The sequence below is a fragment of the Rhodococcus sp. NPDC055024 genome (assembly GCF_053608585.1).
On record NZ_JBSGVT010000013.1, the window covers coordinates 128916 to 150830 of the forward strand.

Below are 21915 nucleotides of genomic sequence, written 5' to 3' on the forward strand. Positions count from 1 at the left end.
GTGGCGCGCCGAGCCTGACCTGCATGTGGAGGGCTCTCGGAGTCAGCTCTCCGTGAAGAAACGCACCCGGTTAATGCGATGACCGCTCGCCTCGAAGCCGAACAGTGCGATGGCCGGTTCCCCGCACACGATGACGCTCGCCGTCACAGTACGACCGGCAACCAACATCTTGCTCTTCGTCACGCCCGTCAGCAGAGCGTTGACATCAGCGTTGGACAACTGTGTGCCCGCCGGAAGCTCGACGGGTACCGGCGGGGTCCGGCCGACGGCGGCCGCATCGAGGAACCGCGACGCTGCCTTCGTGCCTTTGTCTCCAACTCCGAAGATGCCGCGTGAGAACCCGAGCGCCCCGCCGATCCCCTGGTTCGCGAGCAGCTGCGGGGTCAACTTCGCGGCCGCCTTCACCCCTGCCACACCAGCAGTAGCGAGCTGGCTCAACATCGTCGCCAATTCCCAATGCGCATAAAGGGTTCCGATCCGCAAGGAATCGGGCTCCCCCACCAAGTCGTAACGCAAGTGCATCGGAACGTCGAGAACGACTCCGGTCGACATTTCGGTAGCCAGGCTCAGATCGCGCCACACCGTCCGGCCGCACACGATGTCGCGCTCGACATGGAAAGTGATCGAATTGGGGGCGATGAACGTGTCGTAGAAGCTTTCGATCGCCGCCTGACCGTTGTGCGGACGCGAACCAACAGGGTCGTTGATCTGCCCGTCGCCTGCAAACAGGGCAACCCACGTCGAGCGGTCATGCGCGCCGACGGCTTTCGGAGATCCCTCCACGACGGTCATCAACTGCTCGCGCGTCACCGGGGCGGTCATGCGCGCATCTCGTACGCACCGTCGTACGCCTTGACCTGCTGCCACACCCGGTCGAAGCGTTCGCCGTCGACCACGGGCTTACGCACCGCGGCCAGTGCCCATTGCTGCTGCTCCGGCGTCGACGAGGGCTTTCCGTGCAGTGCGATCGCGTATCCCGAGAAGTCGCGGATCTGGAAGTCGAAGATCTGATCGACAACGTCGACGTCGAGTCCGGTGATCTCGGCCTGCTCGAGAATCAGATGACCGTACACGACGAGGGAGAACAGGTGCCCGACGTTGAGCATGAAATCGAGATCCTTCTGCTGCTGCGCGTCCGGCGCTGCAGCAGTGAGCAATTCGGTGAGCGCGATCGCCTGCTCGTAGAAACGAGCGACGTTCGGAATCGACGAGTGCTTCTCGTAGACGGGCTTCCACTCGTGGAACTGAATCTTCGCAGCGCCGCGGGTAGGCCCCTGGTTCCAGAAGAACTCGTCGTCGGCGGCGTCGTCGCGAGTGACGACCTCCGGGAACTCCGCCGAGTTGAACAAATAGTTCGGCAAGAACTTGAGGATCAGGCCGACGTTGACGTGGACGGTGCCCTCGAGCTTGGGCAGTGTGCCGATCATCTGCGCGGCCTCGCGGAAGTACGTGGACTTCTCGTAACCCTTGGCCGCGATCACGTCGTGCAGCAACCCGACCACCTTCTCACCTTCGGAGGTGACCTTGGCCTTGGTCATGGGGTTGAACAGCAGGTAGCGACGGTCCTCGAGGCTGGCACTGCGGAAGTAGTCGACCGCCCGCGCACTGAACTGCTTCATCGCGACCAAGCGTGAATACGCGTCGACGAAGGCGGCGCGAACGTGGGCGAAGTCCGTGACCGGGTTGCCGTAGAGAATTCGATTCTGCGCGTGAGTGATTGCCTCGAAGAACGCATGCTCGGTAATCCCGATGGAGCCGGTGCAGAGGTTGAACTTTCCGACGTTGACCGTGTTGAGTGCGGCCTCGAATGCGGCGACGCCGGTGTGCAGAATGTCTTCCTCACGCACCGGGTAGTCCTCGAGGCGGAAGTTGCTGACATACATTTGCCCGCGCAGAACGTTATCCACAAGCTGATAGTTCGGATGTGCGCTGTCGGCGACAAAGAACACGTAGCCTTCGGGACCCTCGACATCCGTACGACGCCCGAACACGGACACCATTCCGGCGACGTTGCCGTTTCCGATGTAGTACTTTTCGCCGCTCGCACGGAAGACGACGTCACCGTCGGCGGGCGTGAGAAGCATGTCGGTGGAGTAGACGTCGGCCCCGTGATCGCGCTCGGACAGCCCGAACGCCATGACACCACCGTCGGCAAGCTCTTGTGCTGCACGCTTCTTCGCAGCGTCGTTGTCACTCATCCAGATCGGTCCGAGTCCGAGGATCGTGACCTGCCACGCGTACCAGTACGCGAGCCCGTAGAAACCGAAGATTTCACTGAGGGCTGCGTTGCGGGCTCCGTCCCAACGACGGTTCTCGTCACCGTCGGCAAATGCCGCCGGAGTCTGGAACGTCGCGAACAACTTCTCCTTGCCGACGAACTCGAGAAAGTCGGAGACCCACACGGCGTCGAGGTCGTCCTGAAGCAGTTGCTGCTTGCCGCGGCTCTCGAACCACTCGATGGTGGCTCGGAGAAGGCGGCGGGTCTCAGGATCGAACTGAGCGGGGTCGTAAGTATGGGGGTTGAAGAGCAGTCCATCGGTGCCAGACACGTCATTACCTTTCGTCGATGACGCTAAACTACCAGCGGGTAACATTCCGCGGTGCGATTCATGGAAGACCTGCGATTCTTCGCGAATGCCACAGGTCCATCGGGTTCCACGTACCGGCCCGAGCACGCGTGATCGGGTAACACGCCAACCCGAGCAACAACGCGGACATGTGGCCGATGGCGGTGAAATTGGTGGCAAAAATCAGAGGTACCCCGTAGAAGAGCAGCAGACCTGCGAGATAGACGTACCGCCACGGATCGACGATGCGGTACACCAGAATCCCCATGACACCGGCCAGACCGTAGCTCACACCCACGTCGAGAGTGTTGACCGCGGACTCCGCCACGTATCCGTGCCGAATACCTTCGTACAGAACACCTTCGCTGATGTACGTGGCTCCGACGTGGGCGATGACGACAACACACAACCACCGCCACGTCCCGAGCCAACGCTCAGCTGTGGCATGAAAGATCGTGAACAGCACCAGGTATCCCAACCAGCCGCCACCTTCGAGCCAGAACGCACTCGAGAACAGGACTCGTAGCGGGTCTTCGGCCAGGTGATGCAGATTGGTCGAGCGCTTGCCGAGAAATCGTTCCTCGACGTTGTCAGGCAGATGCCGCAGGAACAGTGTGGTGAACAGCAAGGCCAACAGCCAGACATACGTACCGGGTGCACTGCGCACCCACCGCCACGCCGCTTTTGCTGCCCCCAGCATCCTCACCGCTTCGAGTCTGCGCTCACTCGTTCACTACTGCAACGGCAAACCCGTCCCACCCCTTCGAACCCACGGTTTGAATGGCAGTGCCGTCGAGCTTCGGTTCGGCCGCGATCATCTCCAACACTGCTCGACTCGCTTTGACGCGCTCGTCGTCGATATCCGGGTTGGACACATGTCCCCCACGCACCACGTTGTCCACGATGATGACGGTTCCGGGATGCGAGAGGGCCAAAGCCCACCGAACGTACTCGGTGTTGTTCTCCTTGTCGGCGTCGATGAAGACCAAGTCGAAAGGTCCCAACTCCTCCTTCGCAATCGACGGAAGACTGTCGAGAGCCGCGCCGACGCGAATGTCGACCCGGTCCGCCACGCCGGCCCGCTCGATATTGGACCGCGCGACATCCGCGTGGGTGGGATCGAATTCCAGCGTGATGACCTGGCCCGAGGGACCGACCGCGCGAGCGAGCCAGATCGTGCTGTATCCGCCGAGCGTTCCGATCTCGAGAACATTGCGCGCCAAGCACATTCGCGCCAGAAGGTTGAGGAGCTTGCCCTGGTTCGGCGCCACGTCGATGGGCGGGAGACCTGCCTCGGAATTGGCGGCGAGTGCCGCGGCGAGAACCGGATCTTCACCTACCAACGTGGAAACGAGATAGCCGTCGACTTCTGCCCAATCCGGTTCGCGTTCCATAGCCACGATTGTGGCAGAAAAGAAGGGCCGCCGCAGACACCTCGGAAGGTGGCTGCGGCGGCCCAGACGCCTATTCGAATCAGCCGCGAACTGCGCTGATGATCTCCTCGATCGCCGAGTCGGCGTCGATCTCACGGCTTTCACCAGTGAAGCGATCGCGAATTTCGACCTTGCCGTCAGCCCAACCACGGCCGACGACGACGATCAGCGGAACACCGATCAGCTCGGAGTCCTTGAACTTCACGCCCGGCGATGCCTTGCGGTCGTCGAGGATCACTTCGAGTCCGGCGCGGTCGAGCTGCGCGGCGAGGCCTTCGGCACCTTCCCGAGCGGTCTCGTCCTTGTTCGCGATGACGAGGTAGACGTCGGCCGGTGAGACCTCAGCCGGCCAGCGCAGGCCCTTCTCGTCGTGGTGCTGTTCGGCAATGACGGCAACCAGGCGCGAGACGCCGACCCCGTACGAACCCATGGTCGGGCGGACGGGCTTGCCGTTCTCGGCGAGGACGTCGACGGTGAACACGTCGGTGTACTTGCGGCCGAGCTGGAAGACGTGCCCGATTTCGATGCCACGAGCCGAGACCAGCGCACCGGCTCCGTCGGGAGAGGCGTCGCCGTCGCGAACTTCGGCAGCTTCGATGGTTCCGTCCGGCGTGAAGTCACGCCCTGCGACGAGGCCGACCACGTGCTTGCCGTCTTCGTCGGCTCCGGTGATCCAGCTGGTGCCGTCGACGACGCGCGGATCGACGAGGTAACGAACACCGTTGGCCTGCAGCGCCTTCGGGCCGATGTAGCCCTTGGCCAGGAACGGGTTGTTCTTGAAGTCGGTCTCGGTGATCATCACGAACTCGGCCGGCTCCAGCGAAGCCTCCAGTCGCTTTTCGTCGACCTCACGGTCGCCGGGGATGCCGATACCGAGCAGTTCCCACTCGCCGCCGGGCAGGCGGGTCTTGACCATGATGTTCTTGAGGGTGTCGGCCGCGGTGACCGTACGGCCGAGGTCAGCGCCGTTCGCCCAGTCCACCAAGGTGTCGATGGTGGGCGTGTTCGCGGTGTCGTACACCTTCGCCTCGGGCAGTCCGTCGAACGGAATCGCGTCGGGAACAACCGTCTTGACGGCCTCGACGTTGGCGGCGTAGCCGGATTCGAGGCAGCGCACGTAGGTGTCTTCGCCGATCTCGCTCTCGGCGAGGAACTCCTCGGACGCGCTGCCGCCCATCGCACCGGAGGTGGCCGAGACGATGACGTACTTGACGCCCAAGCGCGTGAAGATCTTCTCGTAGGCACCGCGGTGCGCCTGGTACGACTCCGTCAGACCTTCGTCAGTCAAGTCGAAGGAGTAGGAATCCTTCATGAGGAACTCGCGACCGCGCAGAATGCCCGCACGCGGACGCTCTTCGTCCCGGTACTTGGTCTGCACCTGGTACAGGGTGACCGGGAAGTCCTTGTAGGAGTTGTACTCACCCTTGACCGTCAGAGCAAAGAGCTCTTCGTGGGTCGGGCCGAGCATGTAGTCGTTGCCCTTGCGGTCCTTGAGGCGGAACAGGTTGGGGCCGTACTCGGTCCAGCGGTTCGACGCTTCGTAAGGATCGCGCGGGAGCAGCGCAGGCAGCAGGATTTCCTGTCCGCCAATGGCATTCATTTCTTCACGGACAACGCGCTCTACCTCGCGCAGCACCCGCAATCCCAGCGGCAACCACGAGTAGACGCCTGGAGCGATACGACGGACGTAGCCGGCACGAACCAGCAGTTTGTGGCTGGCAACTTCGGCGTCCGAGGGATCGTCACGCAGGGTACGCAGGAACAGGTGGGACAGACGGGTAATCACGAGGTGTAAGGATAGTCGCCGCAGTCGGCCGAGCGGGCCTCGGTACGGTTACAGCGTGCTTGTACTGCTGCCTCCCTCAGAAACCAAGTCCGACGGCGGCAAGGATGCGCCCCTCGATCTGGGCGAACTGTCGATGCCACCGTTGACCGAAACGCGCGAATTGCTGGTTCAGACGCTGGTCGATCTGGCCGCCGACGTCGAGGCGTCGTGCGAAGCGCTCGGCCTTGGTCCGACGCAAGCGGACGAAGTGGAGCGCAACGCCAAGCTGTGGGTGTCCGCGACGCGGCCCGCGCTGCAGCGCTACACCGGGGTGCTCTTCGACGCCCTCGACGCCAAGTCGTTCACCCGCGCCCAGAAGGCCAAGGCCCTCGATCGGATCGCTATCGGTTCCGCCCTGTTCGGTGCGGTCCGCGCCGGTGATCTGATCCCCGCCTACCGCCTCTCCGGCGGCTCCAAACTGCCCGGATTGGGCACGCTCCGCTCACTGTGGAAGCCGGAACTGCCGAAGGCGTTGGCCGCCGAAGCCGACGGACTTGTGATCGATCTACGGTCCGGCACCTACCAAGACCTCGGACCGGTTCCGGACGCACTGATCGCAACGGTCCTCACCGAGAAGCCGGACGGCACCCGCACTGTCGTCAGTCACTTCAACAAGCACCACAAGGGTCTGCTCGCGCGGGCACTCGTGATCTCGCGCGCCGAACCCACGGACATCAAAGGTGTTGCGCGGGTGGCGTCGAAAGCGGGACTGCGGGTGGAGATCGCGTCGGAGCGTGAATTGATCATCCTGACGGATTGATGGATTCGTCTGTCTGTCAAGTGCCGCAGAAGGTTTGGAACGTCTCACTGAAAGACTGCGGGGCCGCCGCGGTGTAGGCAGCCCACTCGTCGCGCCGGTCGAACGGGTGCGTGACCACTTCCAGCAGCATCTCGAAGGGAACGAGGTCGCCGTCGTTCGCGCCGCGCAGGGCAGCATCGAGCTGATGATTGCGCGGTATGTACAGCGGGTTGACGCGATCCATCGCGCCAGCGGTCTCCACAGCCCCATGTCCCTGTTCCGCCAGGGCGCCGCGCCACCGCTGCAACCACGGCGCGATGTGCTCCCGTGGCACGAGTTGGTCGAGGGGCGCCGAATTTCCGCGCAATTCGTCCGCGAGAGCGCGGAAACTGCCCGTCCAATCAGCACCGTGTTCCGCCAACAACGTCAGCAGATCGTCGACAAGCGTCCGATCGACAATCGGCAGGGCCAAACCGAGCTTTGCCGCCATACCGGCCGCGTAGTGGTTCTCGTAACGCTCGTCGAAGGTCTCGAGAACTGCTGATACCGCGGAAATCGCTTCGTCCGGTGTCGAGTCGATCAGCGTCAACAGGGTTTCCGCGAAGCGCGCCAGATTCCACTTCAGTACAGCGGGCTGATTGCCGAATGCGTAGCGGCCGCCGCGGTCGATCGAGCTGAACACTGCCGCCGGATCGAAAGCGTCGAGGAAGGCGCACGGACCATAGTCGATGGTCTCCCCCGAAATTGTCGTGTTGTCGGTGTTCATCACGCCGTGTACGAAACCGACGAGCATCCACCTCGCCACCAGTGACGCCTGCGCCTCGACCACGTCCTCGAAGAACCTCAGGTAGCGATTGTGCGCACCCGAGGTCGGCAGTTCGGTCAGCTCCGGGTAGTGACGGGCGATCGCGTAGTCGGCGAGCGGCTGCAAGACCTCGCCCTGCCGGGCCGCGAACTCGAAGGTCCCAACTCGAAGATGGCTCGACGCAACCCGTGCAAGCACGGCACCGGGTTCGGCGCCGCTACGGCGAACGTCTCGGCCCGTCGCCACCACCGACAGCGCGCGCGTAGTGGGGATACCGAGGGCATACATCGCCTCACTGACCAGATATTCGCGCAGCATCGGCCCGACGACCGCATACCCGTCGCCGCCCCGAGAGAACGGCGTGGGCCCGGAGCCCTTCAGATGCAGGTCCACTCGCAGACCGTCACTGCTCACGAGTTCACCGAGTAACAACGCCCGACCGTCCCCGAGAATTGGTGCGTATCCACCGAACTGATGACCCGCATACGCCATCGCCACCGGTGTGGCCCCGACCGGCACCGTCGACCCGGACAGGACGGCAACCCCCTCAACACTTCGTAACACTGCTGCGTCCAATCTCAACGACGCAGCCAGCCGCTCGTTCACAACGAGCAACTGCGGGTCAGGCGCGGCAGCACCATGCCACGGCACGGTCAGATCGCCCAGTTCGTCAGCAAAGGTGCTCTCCAGGCCGGCCACGATGGTGACCGTGTCTGCTGTGGTTTCCTCGATTGCGGCCATCACACGAGAGTAGTCACCGTGAGACGACCTATCGATCAGCCCTGATCGATGTACGACTCCAGTTGATCGCGTTCACTCTTGAGCTCGTCGATGCGACTCTTCACCACGTCCCCGATACTCACGATGCCGAGTAGGCTGCCGTCCTCGATCACCGGTAGGTGGCGGATTCGACGCTCGGTCATGATCGCGGCAATGCTGTCCACGGCGTCTGCCGGAACGCATGTGTACATCAGGGCAGTCATGACCTCGGAGACCGGTGTGTCGAGAAGATCCGGGCCACGCTCGTGCAGGCGTCGAACGACGTCTCGTTCGGAAATGATGCCGACGACCGCGTCCTCGTCGATCACCACCATGGCGCCGATGTTGTGACGGGCGAGATCGCACAGCAACCCGTTCACCGTCGTGTGGGCGTCAATGGTGACAATGCTGTTGCCCTTGTTTCGCAATATGTCCGCGATCCGCATCACGGCACCCCGATTCGTCGAGACTCTCGGCACGTCCTGCAACGATCGTATCGGCTAGCGAAGCGGATAAACAGGACTGATCAGGCGATTCCCTGGGCTGCCTTCTCCGCCGCCTGCGCCTGGGCAACCTGAGCGGGAGTGAACTTGATGAACAGTGCGGAGATCGCTGCCAAGGCTGCGAAGATCGCGCAACCGAAGAGGGCGAAGACATAGCCTTCGCTCAGCGCCGACAACTGCGAGGGAGTCATGTCTGCAGCGACTCCGCTCACACCTCCGAGCGAGAGGGTTCGTGACGTCGCCATCGCACCCACGATCGCAAGTCCGACGGGACCGAACAGAACCTGCGCAACCTGTGCGATTGCGGTCAACGGACCGATGTCCTGTGGGCCAACACCCGCGATAGCGCACAGCGGCAGGGGAACGACGGCCAAACCCACACCGAAGCCGATTCCCACGACGAGAACAAAGAGATTGCCCATGTATGTGGTCGTCTCGTCCAACGTCGACCCGTACAGAAGTCCCACGAACGTCAGCAGCGAACCCGTCACGATCAGCCATCGTGCCTGTACGCGAACGGCAAGTTTGGACGCGACGAATGCTGCCGCACCCAGCCCGAACGCGAAAGGCACAAAAGCCAGACCCGCGTGCAACGGGCTGTACCCGAGGATGTCCTGGACGAAGAGCGCCACGAACGGCGCCAGCGAAAACATGACGGCACCGATCAAGGCGAGTGAAATGAACGTGAAGACGCGGTTCTTGTTCTTGAAGAGGCTGAACGGCAACAGTGGATTCTCGGCGCGCCGTTCGACCAGGAGGAAGACGACAAACAGTGCGACTCCCCCGATGAGAGCACCCAAAACCGCAGGACTGGTCCAACCCATCTCGGGGCCTTCGGTGAACCCGAAAACGATTCCGGTGCAGCCCACAGTCGCAAGAATTGCCCCAGGCACATCCAGCTTGAGTCGCTCGGCTCCGGTCTCGACCAAGGCCCTGAATGCAAACCCGATGATCATCAGTCCGATGGGGACGTTGATCAGGAAGATCCACCGCCATGAAACCTCGGTGAGTGCACCGCCGATGATCAACCCTGTCACCGAACCGATTCCGGTCATGGCAGCAAAGATCGCGATGGCCTGATTCCTTACGGGGCCGGGTGCGAAAGTTGTCGCCACGAGAGCCAACGCAGTGGGTGAGGCGATCGCTGCGCCGACGCCCTGGACGGATCTGGCCGCCACCAACATCGCTTCGTTGGTAGCCAAACCACATGCCAGCGAAGCGAGCGTGAACAAGATGACTCCGCTGAGGAACACCTTCTTGCGCCCGAAGGTGTCACCCAGTCGGCCGCCCAGCAGCATCAGTCCGCCGAAGGTCAGTGCGTATGAAGTGATGACCCAGTTCCGACCGGAGTCGCTGAGATCGAGATCCTCCTGGATCCGGGCCAAGGCCAACGACGCCACCGTGCCGTCGAGCACCATCATCAACTGCATACCGCTCAAGACGATGATCGCCAGTCCGAATGCCCGTGTTGCCACGGGGTACTTCGTCATGGTGTTTTCGGACCCAGCAGCGTTTTCGGATCTCAGGGAATCAGACACAAGACTTCACGTTACCCAGCGTCGACAGAAAAGCCCGCGACCGGCCCGATCACGATGATCGCCGGAGGCTTGATCTCCTCGTCCTTGACGCGCTGAGCAACGGTCGCGAGATCGGCACGCACCTCACGCTGAGTACGAAGTGTGCCCTCTTGGATGACGATGACCGGAGTGGTTGCCGGGCGTCCACCGTCGACGAGTGCCTTGGCGAACTGATCGATGCGCTCGACCGCCATGAGCAGCACGATCGTGCCGCGCAGCTTGGCCAGCGCCGACCAGTCGACCAGCGAATCCGGATGATCCGGAGCCACGTGCCCACTCACGACGACGAACTCGTGGGTGACGCCGCGGTGGGTGACCGGGATGCCTGCGGCCGACGGGACCGAGATCGCGCTCGTGATTCCGGGCACTACGGTCACCGGAACGCCGGCAGCGGCGCAGGCTTCGAGTTCTTCGTATCCCCGCCCGAAGACGTAGGGGTCACCGCCCTTGAGTCGGACGACGAACTTGCCGGCCTTGGCGTTGTCGATCAGCGCGGCGTTGATGGCCTCCTGAGCCATCGCGCGGCCGTACGGAATCTTCGCGGCGTCGATGACCTCGACGTCTGGACCAAGTTCGGCGAGCAGCTCGGGTGGAGCCAGTCGGTCGGCGACGACGACGTCGGCGCGAGCGAGCAACCGGCGTCCGCGCACGGTGATCAGATCGGGGTCACCGGGGCCTCCACCGACGAGGGCTACGCCCGCAGCGGCAGGCTCGGCAGTATCGGCGAGTACGCCCGACTGAAGACCTTCGACGACGGCGGTGCGGACTGCTGCCGAACGACGGTGATCGCCGCCGGCCAGAATTCCGATGCTCATACCGTCGTACTCGGCGCTGGCGGGAGTTACCGCCGTGCCGTGCTTCGCGTTGTCGGCCCGCACGCAGAAGATGTGGCGACGCTCCGCTTCGGCGACGATCGCCGCATTGGTTTCCGGTTCGTCGGTCGACGCGATGGCGTACCACGCACCTTCGAGGTCACCATCTGCGTACGGACGCTCTTCGACCGTGATCTGCCCGGCCGTGGCCATGCCTTCGACCGCTGGAGTGAACGCGCGGCTGATGACGTGAACACGGGCACCGGATGCGACAAGCAGTCCGAGACGGCGCTGAGCCACCGTGCCACCGCCCAACACGACCACGCGTCGATCGGTCAGGTTGAGGCCGACCAGGTAGTTGGTCTCGTCTGCGGTGGACTCGCTCACTCGCACTCCGTTTCGTCGTCAGAATTGTTCAAGCTGGAGGGAACTTTACGGGCCGCGGCTACGGTCACTCCATCCCTGGCAGTCTTGGCCAGCACGAGCCGGCCGCCCCCGGACGCGAGGATCGCAGCCGCTTCCGCGACGCTCGCCGTCCCGATCGCGTTCTCGACGCGAGATGACGGCGACGGAACCTGAACTCGCGCAAGCACGTCCGGTGCAAAACCGATAATCGGGACGTTCAGTTCATCGGCCGCTGCCAGCAGAGCCGGAGACGCAGCCTTTGCCGTCGCAGTGGCGAGTACCACGATCTTCCATCGCCCTCGCAGTACGGCGTTCACCGCAGCGACGATGTCCTTCGCGGTGGCACTCGTCGTGAATCCAATGCCAAGACAGAGGTCATCCTCGGGCGGCATCGACGAACTTCGCGATCGATTCGGGCTGCCCCACCGGATGAGTATGCAGATACGACGCGTGGACACCGCCGCGAATGAATCCCTCGCGGACGCTGCCGCCGTCCCACGGCCGCCAACCCCATGCACTTGCACACCCGTCGGCGTCGGCCGAGACCAGCGAGGTCCGGTGGAACTCGTGCCCGGTGACGCGGGCGCCGGGGTCGAAGAGGCTCGATCCGCTGATCGCGACCGCTTCCCGGTACCCGAGGGTCAGGCGTTTCCCGAACCTCGCATCCACCCCGACAACACCGGCCATGCTGTGACCGTCCAGGCTGCGTGCAAGGTAGAGCAGACCGGCACACTCCGCATGGATCGGCGCACCGCCGTCCGCCAGGTCAAGAACCTGCTGCAGCAGAACGGTATTGGCCGCAAGATCGACAGCGTGCTCTTCCGGGAAACCGCCGGGAAGGACCAGAGCGGCAGTTCCCGCGGGAAGCTCGTCGTGCAACGGATCGAACACCTGGACGTCGGCGCCGGCAGCGGACAGCAGTTCTCGGTGCTCGGCGTAGCCGAAGGTGAAGGCGGGTCCACCAGCCATGGCGACCACAGGCCGAGAGTCGCCGTGTTCGCCGACTTCGGCAACCGGATCCCACGCAACTGAACTCACGTTCGATGCGGCCAGCTCGCGAACAGCGCCGAGATCGACGTGCGAGGCAATCAGGTCGGACATCGCGTCCACCGCGGCCACGGCGGCCGCGCCGTGCTCTGCCGCCGGGATCAACCCGAGATGACGGGAGGGAACTTCGAGTTCCGTCAACCGCGGTACAACTCCGAGCACCGCGACGCCAACCTTGTCGCAAGCATGCCGCAACACCTGTTCATGGCGAGCACTGCCGACACGATTGAGGATGACGCCGCCGATCCGCACACCCGCGTCGTACGTCGCGAAGCCGTGCAGTACGGCGGCCAGACTCTGACTGTGTCCACGGGCGTCGATCACGAGAACCACCGGCGCACCGAGGATCGACGCGACCTGCGCCGTCGATCCTTCGGCCGACGGCTGCGAGTTGGCCTCGTCGATCTTGCCGTCGAACAAGCCCATGACACCTTCGACCACTGCGATGTCGCAGCCGCCTGTTCCGTGCCGGTAGAGCGGGCCGATGCGATCGGAGCCCACCAGGACAGTGTCGAGGTTGCGTCCAGGTCGACCCGCGGCGAGCCCGTGATAACCGGGATCGATGTAGTCCGGCCCCACTTTGAAAGGCGCGACGCTGCTGCCGGACCGCCGGAGCGCACCGATCAATCCCGTTGCCACCGTGGTCTTTCCGCTACCCGAGGCAGGGGCGGCAATCACCACGGCCGGTGTGGAAACACTCACCATTCGATGCCCCGTTGGCCCTTTCGGCCGGCATCCATCGGGTGCTTGATCTTGGTCATCTCGGTCACGAGGTCGGCGGCATCGATCAACGCCTGCGGGGCGTCGCGTCCCGTGATGACAACGTGCTGGTTGCCCGGACGATCGCGCAGTGTCTGCACGACCTCGTCGACGTCGACCCAGCCCCACTTGAGCGGATAGGTGAACTCGTCGAGGACATAGAATCGATGTTCCTCGCCTGCAAGCCTTCTCGCGATCTCCTGCCAACCCTCAGCGGCGGCAGCGGCATGGTCTTCTTCGCTACCGGCCTTGCGTGTCCACGACCAGCCTTCGCCCATCTTGTGCCACTGCACCGGCCCACCGACGCCGGTTTCGTCGTGCAAGTTTCCGAGGGCGCGGAATGCGGCTTCCTCACCGACCTTCCACTTGGCACTCTTCACGAATTGGAAGACGCCGATGTCGAAGCCCTGGTTCCAGGCGCGCAGCGCCATGCCGAAAGCGGCAGTGGACTTACCCTTTCCAGGGCCGGTGTGCACGGCGAGCACCGGTGCGTTACGACGCTGACGCGTGGTCAGCCCGTCGTCGGGAACTGTCTCGGGAACACCCTTGGGCATCGTGAACTCCTGAGCTGGGATCTAGGCTGCGGCGCGGACGACACCCGCGACCTGCTGCGCTGACAATTCTGCAAGGCGGACGTATCCGCCACGTAGTTCTCGGGCCAACTCGGCCGCCAAGCCCAGACGAACGAGGCCGGTCTCGCAGTCGACGACGATGGACGCGACGGACGCGTCGGCAAGAAGATGCGCGGCGACGCGGGCGCGATGCAGCGCGTCCTTGCCGCCGGTAGCCCGGCCGTCGGTGAGCGTGACGACGAGGGCGCGACGCTGCGGGTCACGAAGTCGTTCACGCAGAACCACTTCGCGAGCACGCAGGAATCCCTCTGCGAGTGGGGATTTGCCGCCGGTACGCATCGACTGCAAGCGACGGACAGCGATGTCCACCGAAGATGTCGGCGGCAGGACGAGCTCCGCTTCGCGGCCGCGAACAGTGATGACGGCGACCTTGTCGCGGCGCTGGTAGGCATCGCGGAGCAGCGAGACGACCGCACCGGTGACCGCGGAGAGCCGATCGCGAGCTGCCATCGACCCCGAGGCGTCGACAACAAAGACGATCAGATTGCCTTCTCGCCCTTCACGAATCGCGCCGCGAAGATCATCAGGTGCCAGTCGCAGCCGCCCCGCAGTACGACCGCGCGCAACTTGGGACTCGGCTGCGGCGAAGACCGTGCTCGTCAAATGCAACCCGTGACCCCGCTCCCGGGTGGATCGCACGACCCGTCCGCGGGACGACATGGATCGCGAGCGGCGTCCCGGAGCACCTTCGCCGACGCCAGGAACCTCGAGGAGCTTGGCCTTGAACTCGCCGGCGGGCGGAGCCGAGGGTCGCTCAGTAGCGCGCACTCCCCCACCTGGTCCGTCAGGGTCTTCAGGGCCGTCATCGTCTGGGCCATCATCGCCGGAGCCACCATCTTCGGGGCCGCGACCGTCGGGATTCTCGGGAGGTTCGGGCTCCCCGTCGCGCGCGTCGTCCTCGACCTGCGACTGGGCATCCTGATCAGCCTGCTCGAGTGCATCGTCCAACTGCTGCTGATCCAAGCCGGGCTCGTCGAACGGGTCACGGCGGCGGCGATGCGGCAGCGTCAGTTCCGCTGCTACTCGCACGTCCTCCGCAGTGACCTCGCTGTCGCCTCGCCACGCGGCATGGGCGGTCGCGGTGCGCGCGAGCACCAAGTCGGCGCGCATTCCGTCGACGTCGAACGACGCACACAGTGAGGCGATACGTCGCAGCTCCCGATTGCTCAACTCAACGGAGTCCAGTTTCTCACGCGCCGTAAGGATTTCGGCTGCCAACTCTTGATCGGCTGATTCGTACCGAGCGACAAATGCCTCGGGGTCACGCTCGTAGTCGAGGCGGCGACGCACCACTTCCATGCGAACGTCGACGTCGCGGGAAGCTGCGACATCGACCGCCAGACCGAAACGGTCCAACAACTGCGGACGCAGTTCTCCCTCTTCGGGATTCATCGTGCCGACGAGTACGAACTTGGCCGGATGCGAATGAGAGATGCCGTCACGCTCGATGTGAACCCTGCCCATCGCCGCGGCGTCGAGAAGCACGTCGACCAGGTGGTCGTGAAGCAGATTCACCTCGTCGACGTACAGAACACCCTGGTGGGCGGCAGCGAGAAGTCCAGGTTGGAAAGCGCGTTCCCCGTCACGGAGAACCTTCTCGAGATCAATGGACCCGATCACCCGGTCTTCGGTGGCGCCGACGGGCAGTTCCACCAAGCGGGCCGGTCGCGTCGTTCCGGCGTCGGCGACCGCCGGCAGCAGCGCAGTCAGCGCGCGCACGACCGTCGACTTGGCAGTTCCCTTCTCACCGCGAACCAGGACTCCACCGATCCCCGGATGCACGGCACACAGGATCAGCGCCAATCGCAATTGATCCTGGCCGACCACAGCACTGAACGGGAAGCCCGCCACTGGTCGATCTTCTTCACTTCGCACGTCGATATCCCTCCACCTCTCGGTTTCCTCGCCGAGAATTTGGCTGCACTCGAATGTCGCGGCAACCTGGCTGAGATCTCCCGGACGATCAGTAGAGGAGAGATCTTTCACAGTGGCGGGACCGCGCCTGAATCGAACAGGACTTCCCCGCGAGCATTCGGTATCGAAAAAACCCTAGTCGGCTCACTTTCCCATGAGCCGACCAGGGTCAAATCTCGAACAAACTAGCTGACAGCCACGAAGGGCTCTCCCCCACCACGACGCATCGGGGTGTGCGGGATGCCGTCTTCGATGAACTCTTCGCCGTCAGCCTTGAATCCGTGCTTGGCGTACATCTCGACCAAGTAGGTCTGCGCATTGATCCGGCACGGCGCTTCGCCGACCTCGGCCAGTGCGGCCTGCAGGAGGCGGGTCGTGTGGCCCTGACCGCGCGCCTGACGCGACGTGCACAGACGTCCGATTCGGAAGCTCTTGTTGCCGTCGTCATGCTCTTCGAGCAGACGGAGTGTGCACACCACCTGGCCGTCCTGCTCGAGCCAGAAGTGACGCGTCTCCGTCAGCAGGTCCCGCCCGTCCAACTCTGGATACGGGCAAGCCTGCTCGACGACAAAGACCTCCACTCGAAGCTTCAACAACTCGTAGAACGTCTTGTTGTCGAGATCGAGTGCCCATGAACGCTTCAAAGCTGCTGTTGCCGTCATGGGTTGGACTATCACACAGTCGCGGCGGTATCCGCGACCGGAGCCGATCCGGAAGCACCGGCGGAATCGAGCTCGAGGACCTTCGAGGACCAATCCCACACCTGGTTGAACAGGCCCTCGTTGTCGGTGAGCTTGACGCCGATGGACGGAACCATCTCGCGAAGCCTGCCCTTCCAGCCCTGGAACTCGGTCGGGAAGCAGCGCTCGAGTACGTCCAGCATCGCCGGGACGGCCGTGGAAGCACCGGGCGAAGCACCGAGCAGACCGGCGATGGAACCGTCCTCAGCGGCGACCACAGCGGTACCGAATTCGAGGACGCCGCCCTTGCCCTTGGCCCGGCGGATCACCTGGACACGCTGGCCTGCGGTGATCAGTTCCCAGTCCTGCGCCTGCGCCTTGGGCGCGAATTCACGCAGATCCCAGATACGACCGGCCTCGTTCTTGGCGAGTTCGCTCACCAGGTACTTGACCAGGCCGAGCTCGCTGACGCCGACGCCGAGCATCGAGAGGATGTTGTTGGGCTTGACCGAGCCGGGCAAGTCCGTGACGCGACCCTCCTTGAGGAACTTCGGCGACCAGCCTGCGTAGGGACCGAACAGCAGACCCGGCTTGTTGCCGATGACACGGGTGTCGAGGTGGGGCACCGACATGGGCGGGGCGCCGACGGCGGCCTTGCCGTAAACCTTGGCGCTGTGCTGGTCGATGAGTTCGGGGTTGGTGCATCGCAAGAAGGCACCGCTGACCGGGAAGCCGCCGAAGCCCTTGGCTTCCTTGATGCCCGACTTCTGCAGCAGGTGCAGGGCGCCACCACCAGCGCCGACGAACACGAAGCGCGAGCGAACGGTGCGCTTTTCACCGGTACGACGGTTGGTGACCTTGACGGTCCACGACTTGTCCGAGTTCTGGGTCAGGTTGGTGACCTCGTGACCGAAGTACATCTTGCCGCCGGTCTTACCGATGTAGCCGATGAGCTGCTTGGTGAGCGCTCCGAAATCGACGTCGGTGCCGTCCTGGCTCCAGTTCAGTGCGAAGGGCTCGGAGAAGTCGCGTCCCTTGGCCATGAGCGGCAAACGCTTGCTGAACTCGGCCGGATCGTCGATGTACTCCATACCGCGGAACAGCGTGTGGCCGGCAAGTGCGTCGTAGCGAGCACGCAGGTACTTGGCGTTGGCCTCACCGTGAACGAAGCTCACGTGAGCGATGGGGTTGATGAATTCCTTGGGCTGAGTCAGGACGCCCTGCTCGACCGCGTGCGCCCAGAACTGGCGGGACACCTGGAACTGCTCGTTGACGTTGACGGCCTTCTTGATGTCGACCGTGCCGTCCGAGTTCTCGGGTGTGTAATTGAGCTCACACAGGGCGGAGTGACCGGTTCCTGCGTTGTTCCAGGGGTCGCTGCTCTCGGCTGCGACGGCATCGAGCCGCTCGAAGGTCGAGATCGACCAATCGGGCTGCAGCTGGCGCAGCAATGCGCCCAGCGTGGCGCTCATGATGCCTGCGCCCACGAGCACTACATCCGTCTTCGTCTCTACCGCGTTCTGATTCGACACTGGAGAATCGACTTCCTTGTCATTAGCCGTGCGCGCATCCGCCTGCTGTGTTACGCCGAACAGGTTACCCGTGCGTACACGCGCGGTTCACCACCCCCAATTGTGCTCTACAACGCGCACTCGAAACGACGATTAGATTGTGATTTGTGACTACTTGGGTTCCAGACGTCCTCGGTGACGGATATCAGCAGCTGACGATCCCGCTCGGAACGGATCCGGACGGCGAAGGCGAGGTGGACGCGACACTGGTCCGCTACCAACCGCAGAAGGAGGCGGTGAAGACACGCCGTGCCGTTTTGTACGTGCACGGTTTCACCGATTACTTCTTCCAGAAGCACCTTGCCGAGCACTTTGCCGAGCAGGGCTACGCCTTCTTTGCACTCGACCTGCGTAAGTGCGGCCGGTCCCTCAAGCCGGGACACACAGCGCACTACGTCTCCGACCTCGCGCTCTACGACGCCGAGCTGAACGAGGCGCTGCGCATCGTCGGCAACGAGACCGACGGCAGCGAGGTGCTGCTGATGGCGCACTCCACTGGTGGTCTGATCGTTCCGCTGTGGCTGAACCGCTTGCAGCGCAAGCCCGGTGGCAGCGCCGGCGCCGGAATCTGCGGTCTCGTCCTCAACAGCCCGTGGTTCGACCTTCAGGGACCTTCGATGGTTCGCAACGTCGGTACCACCGCGATCGACGCCCTCGGTCGGGTCTCGGCAAAGACCGTGATCCCCGGCACCGGGCTACCGACTTACGGTTCCAGTCTTCACGTTTCGGCCAACGGAGTCTGGGATTACAACCTCGACTGGAAGCCGCTGGCCGGCTGCCCCGTCACCTTCGGCTGGATGCGGGCCGTCCGAGCGGGTCACGCAAAACTGCACCGCGGCCTCGACATCGGGGTGCCTGCGCTGATTCTGCGCTCGAAGAAGTCGCAGTTCGCCAAGGCGTACAACCCGAGCGTCGACCTGGCGGATTCCGTGCTCGACGTCAAGCAGATCGCACGTTGGGCCGGTTGCCTCGGCGATCGCACCAGCATCGTCCCGATCGACGGCGCCCGTCACGACGTGTTCCTGTCCACCGAGAAGCCCTTGGCCACAGCCTTTTCCGAACTCGACCTGTGGCTGGAGTGGCTCGACGGCCACCTCACGCAGGCGGTAGAAAGTTCGGCAAGCACCGCAAGCAACACACAGGAGATCGCGCAGTGACGCACTACGACCTTGCAATCATCGGCAGCGGATCCGGGAACTCGCTGCCCGACGAACGGTTCGACGGCAAGAAGATCGCAATCCTCGAAGAGGGCACGTTCGGCGGCACGTGCCTCAATGTCGGGTGCATCCCGACCAAGATGTTCGTCTACGCCGCCGAGGTGGCACGCACCATCACCACTGCCGAGAAGTACGGCGTCGACGCCACGCTCGACGGCGTCCGTTGGTCCGACATCGTCAAGCGCGTCTTCGGCCGCATCGATCCCATTTCCGCAGGTGGCGAGCGGTATCGCAGCGAAGACAGCCCCAACACCACCGTCTACCGCGGCCACGCGACGTTCACCGGCGAGAAGACGATCGACACCGGAACCGGCGAGACGATCACCGCCGATCAGGTGGTCATCGCGGCCGGGTCACGTCCGATCATCCCGGACGAGATCGCGTCGAGTGGGGTGAAGTACTACACCAACGAAGACATCATGCGACTGCCCGAACTTCCCGAGCACCTGGTCATCGTCGGCTCCGGATTCATCGCCACCGAATTCGCACACGTGTTCTCCGCGTTGGGTTCTCGCGTGTCGATCATCGGTCGCAGCCAGCGACTGCTGCGGCACCTCGACGACGAGATTTCCGAGCGTTTCACCGAGTTGGCCGAAAAGAAGTGGGACGTTCATCTGGGCTCCCCCCTCACGTCAGTGCGCGGTGACGGCGACAACGTCGCCGTCGAACTGGCAAACGGCACAGTCGTTTCCGGTGACGTCCTCCTAGTCGCGGTGGGTCGCCGGCCCAACGGCGATCTGCTCGATCTCGACAAGGCCGGCGTCGAACTCGACGACAAGGGGTCGATCGTCGTCGACGAATACCAACGCACAACCGCAGAGGGCGTCTTCGCACTCGGCGACGTCTCGTCGCCGTACCAACTCAAGCACGTCGCCAACCACGAAGCGCGCGTTGTTCAGCACAACCTGCTTCAGGATGCGTGGAAGGACACGTCCGGGCTTCGCAGCACTGATCACCGCTTCGTACCCGCCGCAGTGTTCACCGACCCGCAGATCGCCGATGTCGGAATGACGGAGAAGCAGGCCCGCGACGCCGGACTCGACATCACCGTCAAGGTGCAGGCATACGGAGACGTCGCGTACGGCTGGGCGATGGAGGATCAGGAGGGTGTCTGCAAGGTGATCGCCGAGCGCGGCACCGGACGCATTCTCGGTGCCCACGTCATGGGTACGCAGGCTCCGACGGTGATCCAGCCGCTCATCCAGGCGATGAGCTTCGGGTTGTCGGCGCAGGACATGGCGCGCGGCCAGTACTGGATCCACCCGGCCCTGGCCGAAGTAGTCGAGAACGCGCTGCTCGGCCTCGACATCTGAGCCCCCGCACCCCGTACGACATACGAAAAGGCGGGCACTCCGCACAATGGGAGTGCCCGCCTTTTTCGTATGTCAGTGTTTCACCAGGGGCTGGTACGCAGCACGATCTCGGTTGCGAGTTCGGCCGGCGCAGACTTCACGACGTCGTCGACACCCGGAAGTTCCGTCACGCGGAAATCGGAGTACACGAAACGACCGCTGGCGTCGGCAATGGCCCGACCTCCACTGCCCACGACGACCGTGGTCGGAACCTCGACCGGTGGAACGCCGGCAATATCGCTTGCCGAGGGATGTCCGCGGTCCACCGCGATCAGACTCGCGAAGCGGCCGAACTGCCGTGCCGCCAACAGCCAGGCGAGATCAGCCCCCTCCCGGTGACCGACCAGGTTCACCCAGGCGATGTTCAACTCATCCAGAAGTACCACTGCTGATGTCTCGTCGAGATTCTCGATCGATTCCACCGCGACGGTCCGCAGATCCGAATGATGCAGTCGCTCACACACATCGTCGTACAAGTCGACGGGGTCGCCCTTGCCGGGGAGCAGGAGTACCGCATGCTTGCTGACCGGCCCGTCGATCCGAACGGTGCACGAACCACTGCCCACCGCTACTCGAGTCAATTCCATGTCTGGAAACGGTACGCGATCCACACTGTGGAGGACCCTGGAGTCGACAGAAGTATGACCACTCATACATTCTCGCCACCGCCTGCGAGTCCGATTTGTTCGCTCTGCATCGCCTCCCCCCTGAGCGAAAGTGGCTTTCGGCGCATCTGAGGCGACAGACGTACCGTTCGCTCGAAGTGGGGGTGGGGCAGGCTAGGTGCCGGACGGCTTCGGGAGCCGCGTCATTCCGTAGACGTGATCAGCGCGCACCGTGAGGATCTGTCGACGCTCTGCCACCATCGCTTCGCGGTACTCCTCCCAGTCGGGATGCTCCTGACCGCTGATGTCCCGGTAGAGCTCGACCAGTGCGTCCGACACTTCGTCGTGGGGATCGGCCGCTACGGGTGTCACGACGGCAAGGCCTTCGATCACCGCGTAGCTCCAGAAGTCGGGCGCGCTGACGTGTAGGGAAACCCGCGGATCGCGCAGAGCATTACGGCTCTTGGCACGATCTGCGGTGATGGACACCGAAGCCGTCTTCGACTCGGCGTCCCATCGATAGATGATGTTGGAAAGCTGCGGACGGCCGTCACGTTTGACGGTCGCCAGCACGCCTTGCTTTCCCTCGGCCACAAGTGCGAACAACGCGTCGTCAGTGCCTGTGTCATTGCTCATGACTGCACCAACGACGCCGTGCGGCCGGTTTGTTCCGGAGGCAGTCCAGTTCGAAGATTGCGGACCGCAATCGCGCG

20 protein-coding genes are annotated in these 21915 nt (G+C 63.6%); 3 read left to right on the forward strand and 17 right to left on the reverse strand.

The annotated features are described in order from the left end of the window. Positions 1-42 precede the first annotated feature (42 nt). The 5 genes from ACWF6P_RS24785 to ACWF6P_RS24805 all read right to left on the reverse strand — a co-directional run bounded on the left by ACWF6P_RS24785 (position 43) and on the right by ACWF6P_RS24805 (position 5786). A complete protein-coding gene (locus ACWF6P_RS24785) occupies positions 43-822 on the reverse strand; it encodes a nuclear transport factor 2 family protein (protein WP_452622864.1) in 780 nt (259 codons plus the stop codon). Then, the gene (locus tag ACWF6P_RS24790) at positions 819-2549 is read right to left on the reverse strand and encodes an acyl-CoA dehydrogenase family protein (protein ID WP_452622865.1); all 1731 of its coding nucleotides are present in this window, start codon (positions 2547-2549) and stop codon (positions 819-821) included. Before ACWF6P_RS24790 ends, ACWF6P_RS24785 begins: the two co-directional genes overlap by 4 nt. Positions 2550-2607: 58 nt before the next feature. Further along, positions 2608-3267, reverse strand: a complete 660-nt coding sequence (locus ACWF6P_RS24795) for a rhomboid-like protein (protein ID WP_003942804.1) — start codon at positions 3265-3267, stop codon at positions 2608-2610. Between the two features lie 22 nt (positions 3268-3289). Further along, the gene (locus ACWF6P_RS24800) at positions 3290-3961 is read right to left on the reverse strand and encodes an O-methyltransferase (RefSeq protein WP_452622866.1); all 672 of its coding nucleotides are present in this window, start codon (positions 3959-3961) and stop codon (positions 3290-3292) included. Positions 3962-4040: 79 nt separating this feature from the next. Further along, entirely contained in the window at positions 4041-5786 is a 1746-nt protein-coding gene (locus ACWF6P_RS24805) for a proline--tRNA ligase (RefSeq protein ID WP_378449472.1), read from the reverse strand. Between the two features lie 55 nt (positions 5787-5841). On the opposite strand from ACWF6P_RS24805, the gene yaaA reads away from it, so the two are divergent. Then, the gene (yaaA, locus tag ACWF6P_RS24810) at positions 5842-6585 is read left to right on the forward strand and encodes a peroxide stress protein YaaA (protein WP_452622867.1); all 744 of its coding nucleotides are present in this window, start codon (positions 5842-5844) and stop codon (positions 6583-6585) included. A gap of 16 nt (positions 6586-6601) precedes the next feature. On the opposite strand, the gene ACWF6P_RS24815 is transcribed toward yaaA, so the two are convergent. The 10 genes from ACWF6P_RS24815 to mqo all read right to left on the reverse strand — a co-directional run bounded on the left by ACWF6P_RS24815 (position 6602) and on the right by mqo (position 17989). Continuing rightward, complete coding sequence (locus ACWF6P_RS24815; RefSeq protein ID WP_452622868.1) at positions 6602-8110, reverse strand: protein adenylyltransferase SelO; 1509 nt, start codon at positions 8108-8110, stop codon at positions 6602-6604. Between the two features lie 35 nt (positions 8111-8145). Then, entirely contained in the window at positions 8146-8574 is a 429-nt protein-coding gene (locus ACWF6P_RS24820; protein WP_452622869.1) for a CBS domain-containing protein, read from the reverse strand. Positions 8575-8654: 80 nt separating this feature from the next. Continuing rightward, on the reverse strand, positions 8655-10121 hold the full coding sequence (locus tag ACWF6P_RS24825) for an MFS transporter (RefSeq protein WP_452622870.1): 1467 nt from the start codon (positions 10119-10121) through the stop codon (positions 8655-8657). A gap of 59 nt (positions 10122-10180) precedes the next feature. Then, on the reverse strand, positions 10181-11407 hold the full coding sequence (gene cobA / locus ACWF6P_RS24830) for a uroporphyrinogen-III C-methyltransferase (RefSeq protein WP_452622871.1): 1227 nt from the start codon (positions 11405-11407) through the stop codon (positions 10181-10183). After that, positions 11404-11817, reverse strand: coding sequence for a cobalamin biosynthesis protein (locus tag ACWF6P_RS24835; protein ID WP_452622872.1), 414 nt, complete (start codon positions 11815-11817; stop codon positions 11404-11406). Before ACWF6P_RS24835 ends, cobA begins: the two co-directional genes overlap by 4 nt. Then, a complete protein-coding gene (locus ACWF6P_RS24840) occupies positions 11801-13177 on the reverse strand; it encodes a cobyrinate a,c-diamide synthase (RefSeq protein WP_452622873.1) in 1377 nt (458 codons plus the stop codon). Before ACWF6P_RS24840 ends, ACWF6P_RS24835 begins: the two co-directional genes overlap by 17 nt. Next, positions 13171-13785 carry a cob(I)yrinic acid a,c-diamide adenosyltransferase gene (gene cobO, locus ACWF6P_RS24845; RefSeq protein ID WP_019748043.1) on the reverse strand — a complete coding sequence of 205 codons (615 nt, stop codon included), beginning with the start codon at positions 13783-13785 and terminating at the stop codon, positions 13171-13173. Before cobO ends, ACWF6P_RS24840 begins: the two co-directional genes overlap by 7 nt. 21 nt (positions 13786-13806) lie before the next feature. Continuing rightward, a complete protein-coding gene (locus ACWF6P_RS24850) occupies positions 13807-15738 on the reverse strand; it encodes a magnesium chelatase subunit D family protein (RefSeq protein WP_452622874.1) in 1932 nt (643 codons plus the stop codon). 224 nt (positions 15739-15962) lie between these two features. Further along, entirely contained in the window at positions 15963-16439 is a 477-nt protein-coding gene (locus ACWF6P_RS24855) for a GNAT family N-acetyltransferase (protein WP_003942808.1), read from the reverse strand. An 11-nt stretch (positions 16440-16450) separates the two neighbouring features. Then, entirely contained in the window at positions 16451-17989 is a 1539-nt protein-coding gene (gene mqo / locus ACWF6P_RS24860; protein WP_452622875.1) for a malate dehydrogenase (quinone), read from the reverse strand. A gap of 146 nt (positions 17990-18135) precedes the next feature. Here mqo and ACWF6P_RS24865 point away from each other — a divergent pair, with 146 nt between their 5' ends. Then, a complete protein-coding gene (locus tag ACWF6P_RS24865; RefSeq protein WP_378533644.1) occupies positions 18136-19185 on the forward strand; it encodes an alpha/beta hydrolase in 1050 nt (349 codons plus the stop codon). Next, on the forward strand, positions 19182-20558 hold the full coding sequence (gene mtr, locus ACWF6P_RS24870) for a mycothione reductase (RefSeq protein WP_452622876.1): 1377 nt from the start codon (positions 19182-19184) through the stop codon (positions 20556-20558). Before ACWF6P_RS24865 ends, mtr begins: the two co-directional genes overlap by 4 nt. Before the next feature lie 80 nt (positions 20559-20638). Here mtr and ACWF6P_RS24875 read toward each other — a convergent pair whose 3' ends face one another. Then, entirely contained in the window at positions 20639-21184 is a 546-nt protein-coding gene (locus ACWF6P_RS24875) for an alpha/beta fold hydrolase (protein WP_003942671.1), read from the reverse strand. A 192-nt stretch (positions 21185-21376) separates the two neighbouring features. After that, positions 21377-21838, reverse strand: a complete 462-nt coding sequence (locus ACWF6P_RS24880; protein WP_452622877.1) for a PPOX class F420-dependent oxidoreductase — start codon at positions 21836-21838, stop codon at positions 21377-21379. Positions 21839-21915: the final 77 nt, after the last annotated feature.

Coding starts and splice junctions, on each gene's coding strand:
- ACWF6P_RS24785 (WP_452622864.1), bottom strand. CDS start 822: ATGACCGCCCCGGTGACGCGCGAGCAGTTGATGACCGTCGTGGAGGGA.
- ACWF6P_RS24795 (WP_003942804.1), bottom strand. CDS start 3,267: ATGCTGGGGGCAGCAAAAGCGGCGTGGCGGTGGGTGCGCAGTGCACCC.
- ACWF6P_RS24800 (WP_452622866.1), bottom strand. CDS start 3,961: ATGGAACGCGAACCGGATTGGGCAGAAGTCGACGGCTATCTCGTTTCC.
- ACWF6P_RS24815 (WP_452622868.1), bottom strand. CDS start 8,110: ATGGCCGCAATCGAGGAAACCACAGCAGACACGGTCACCATCGTGGCC.
- ACWF6P_RS24820 (WP_452622869.1), bottom strand. CDS start 8,574: ATGCGGATCGCGGACATATTGCGAAACAAGGGCAACAGCATTGTCACC.
- ACWF6P_RS24825 (WP_452622870.1), bottom strand. CDS start 10,121: ATGACGAAGTACCCCGTGGCAACACGGGCATTCGGACTGGCGATCATC.
- ACWF6P_RS24835 (WP_452622872.1), bottom strand. CDS start 11,817: ATGCCGCCCGAGGATGACCTCTGTCTTGGCATTGGATTCACGACGAGT.
- ACWF6P_RS24840 (WP_452622873.1), bottom strand. CDS start 13,177: ATGGTGAGTGTTTCCACACCGGCCGTGGTGATTGCCGCCCCTGCCTCG.
- cobO (WP_019748043.1), bottom strand. CDS start 13,785: ATGCCCAAGGGTGTTCCCGAGACAGTTCCCGACGACGGGCTGACCACG.
- ACWF6P_RS24855 (WP_003942808.1), bottom strand. CDS start 16,439: ATGACGGCAACAGCAGCTTTGAAGCGTTCATGGGCACTCGATCTCGAC.
- ACWF6P_RS24875 (WP_003942671.1), bottom strand. CDS start 21,184: ATGGAATTGACTCGAGTAGCGGTGGGCAGTGGTTCGTGCACCGTTCGG.
- ACWF6P_RS24880 (WP_452622877.1), bottom strand. CDS start 21,838: ATGAGCAATGACACAGGCACTGACGACGCGTTGTTCGCACTTGTGGCC.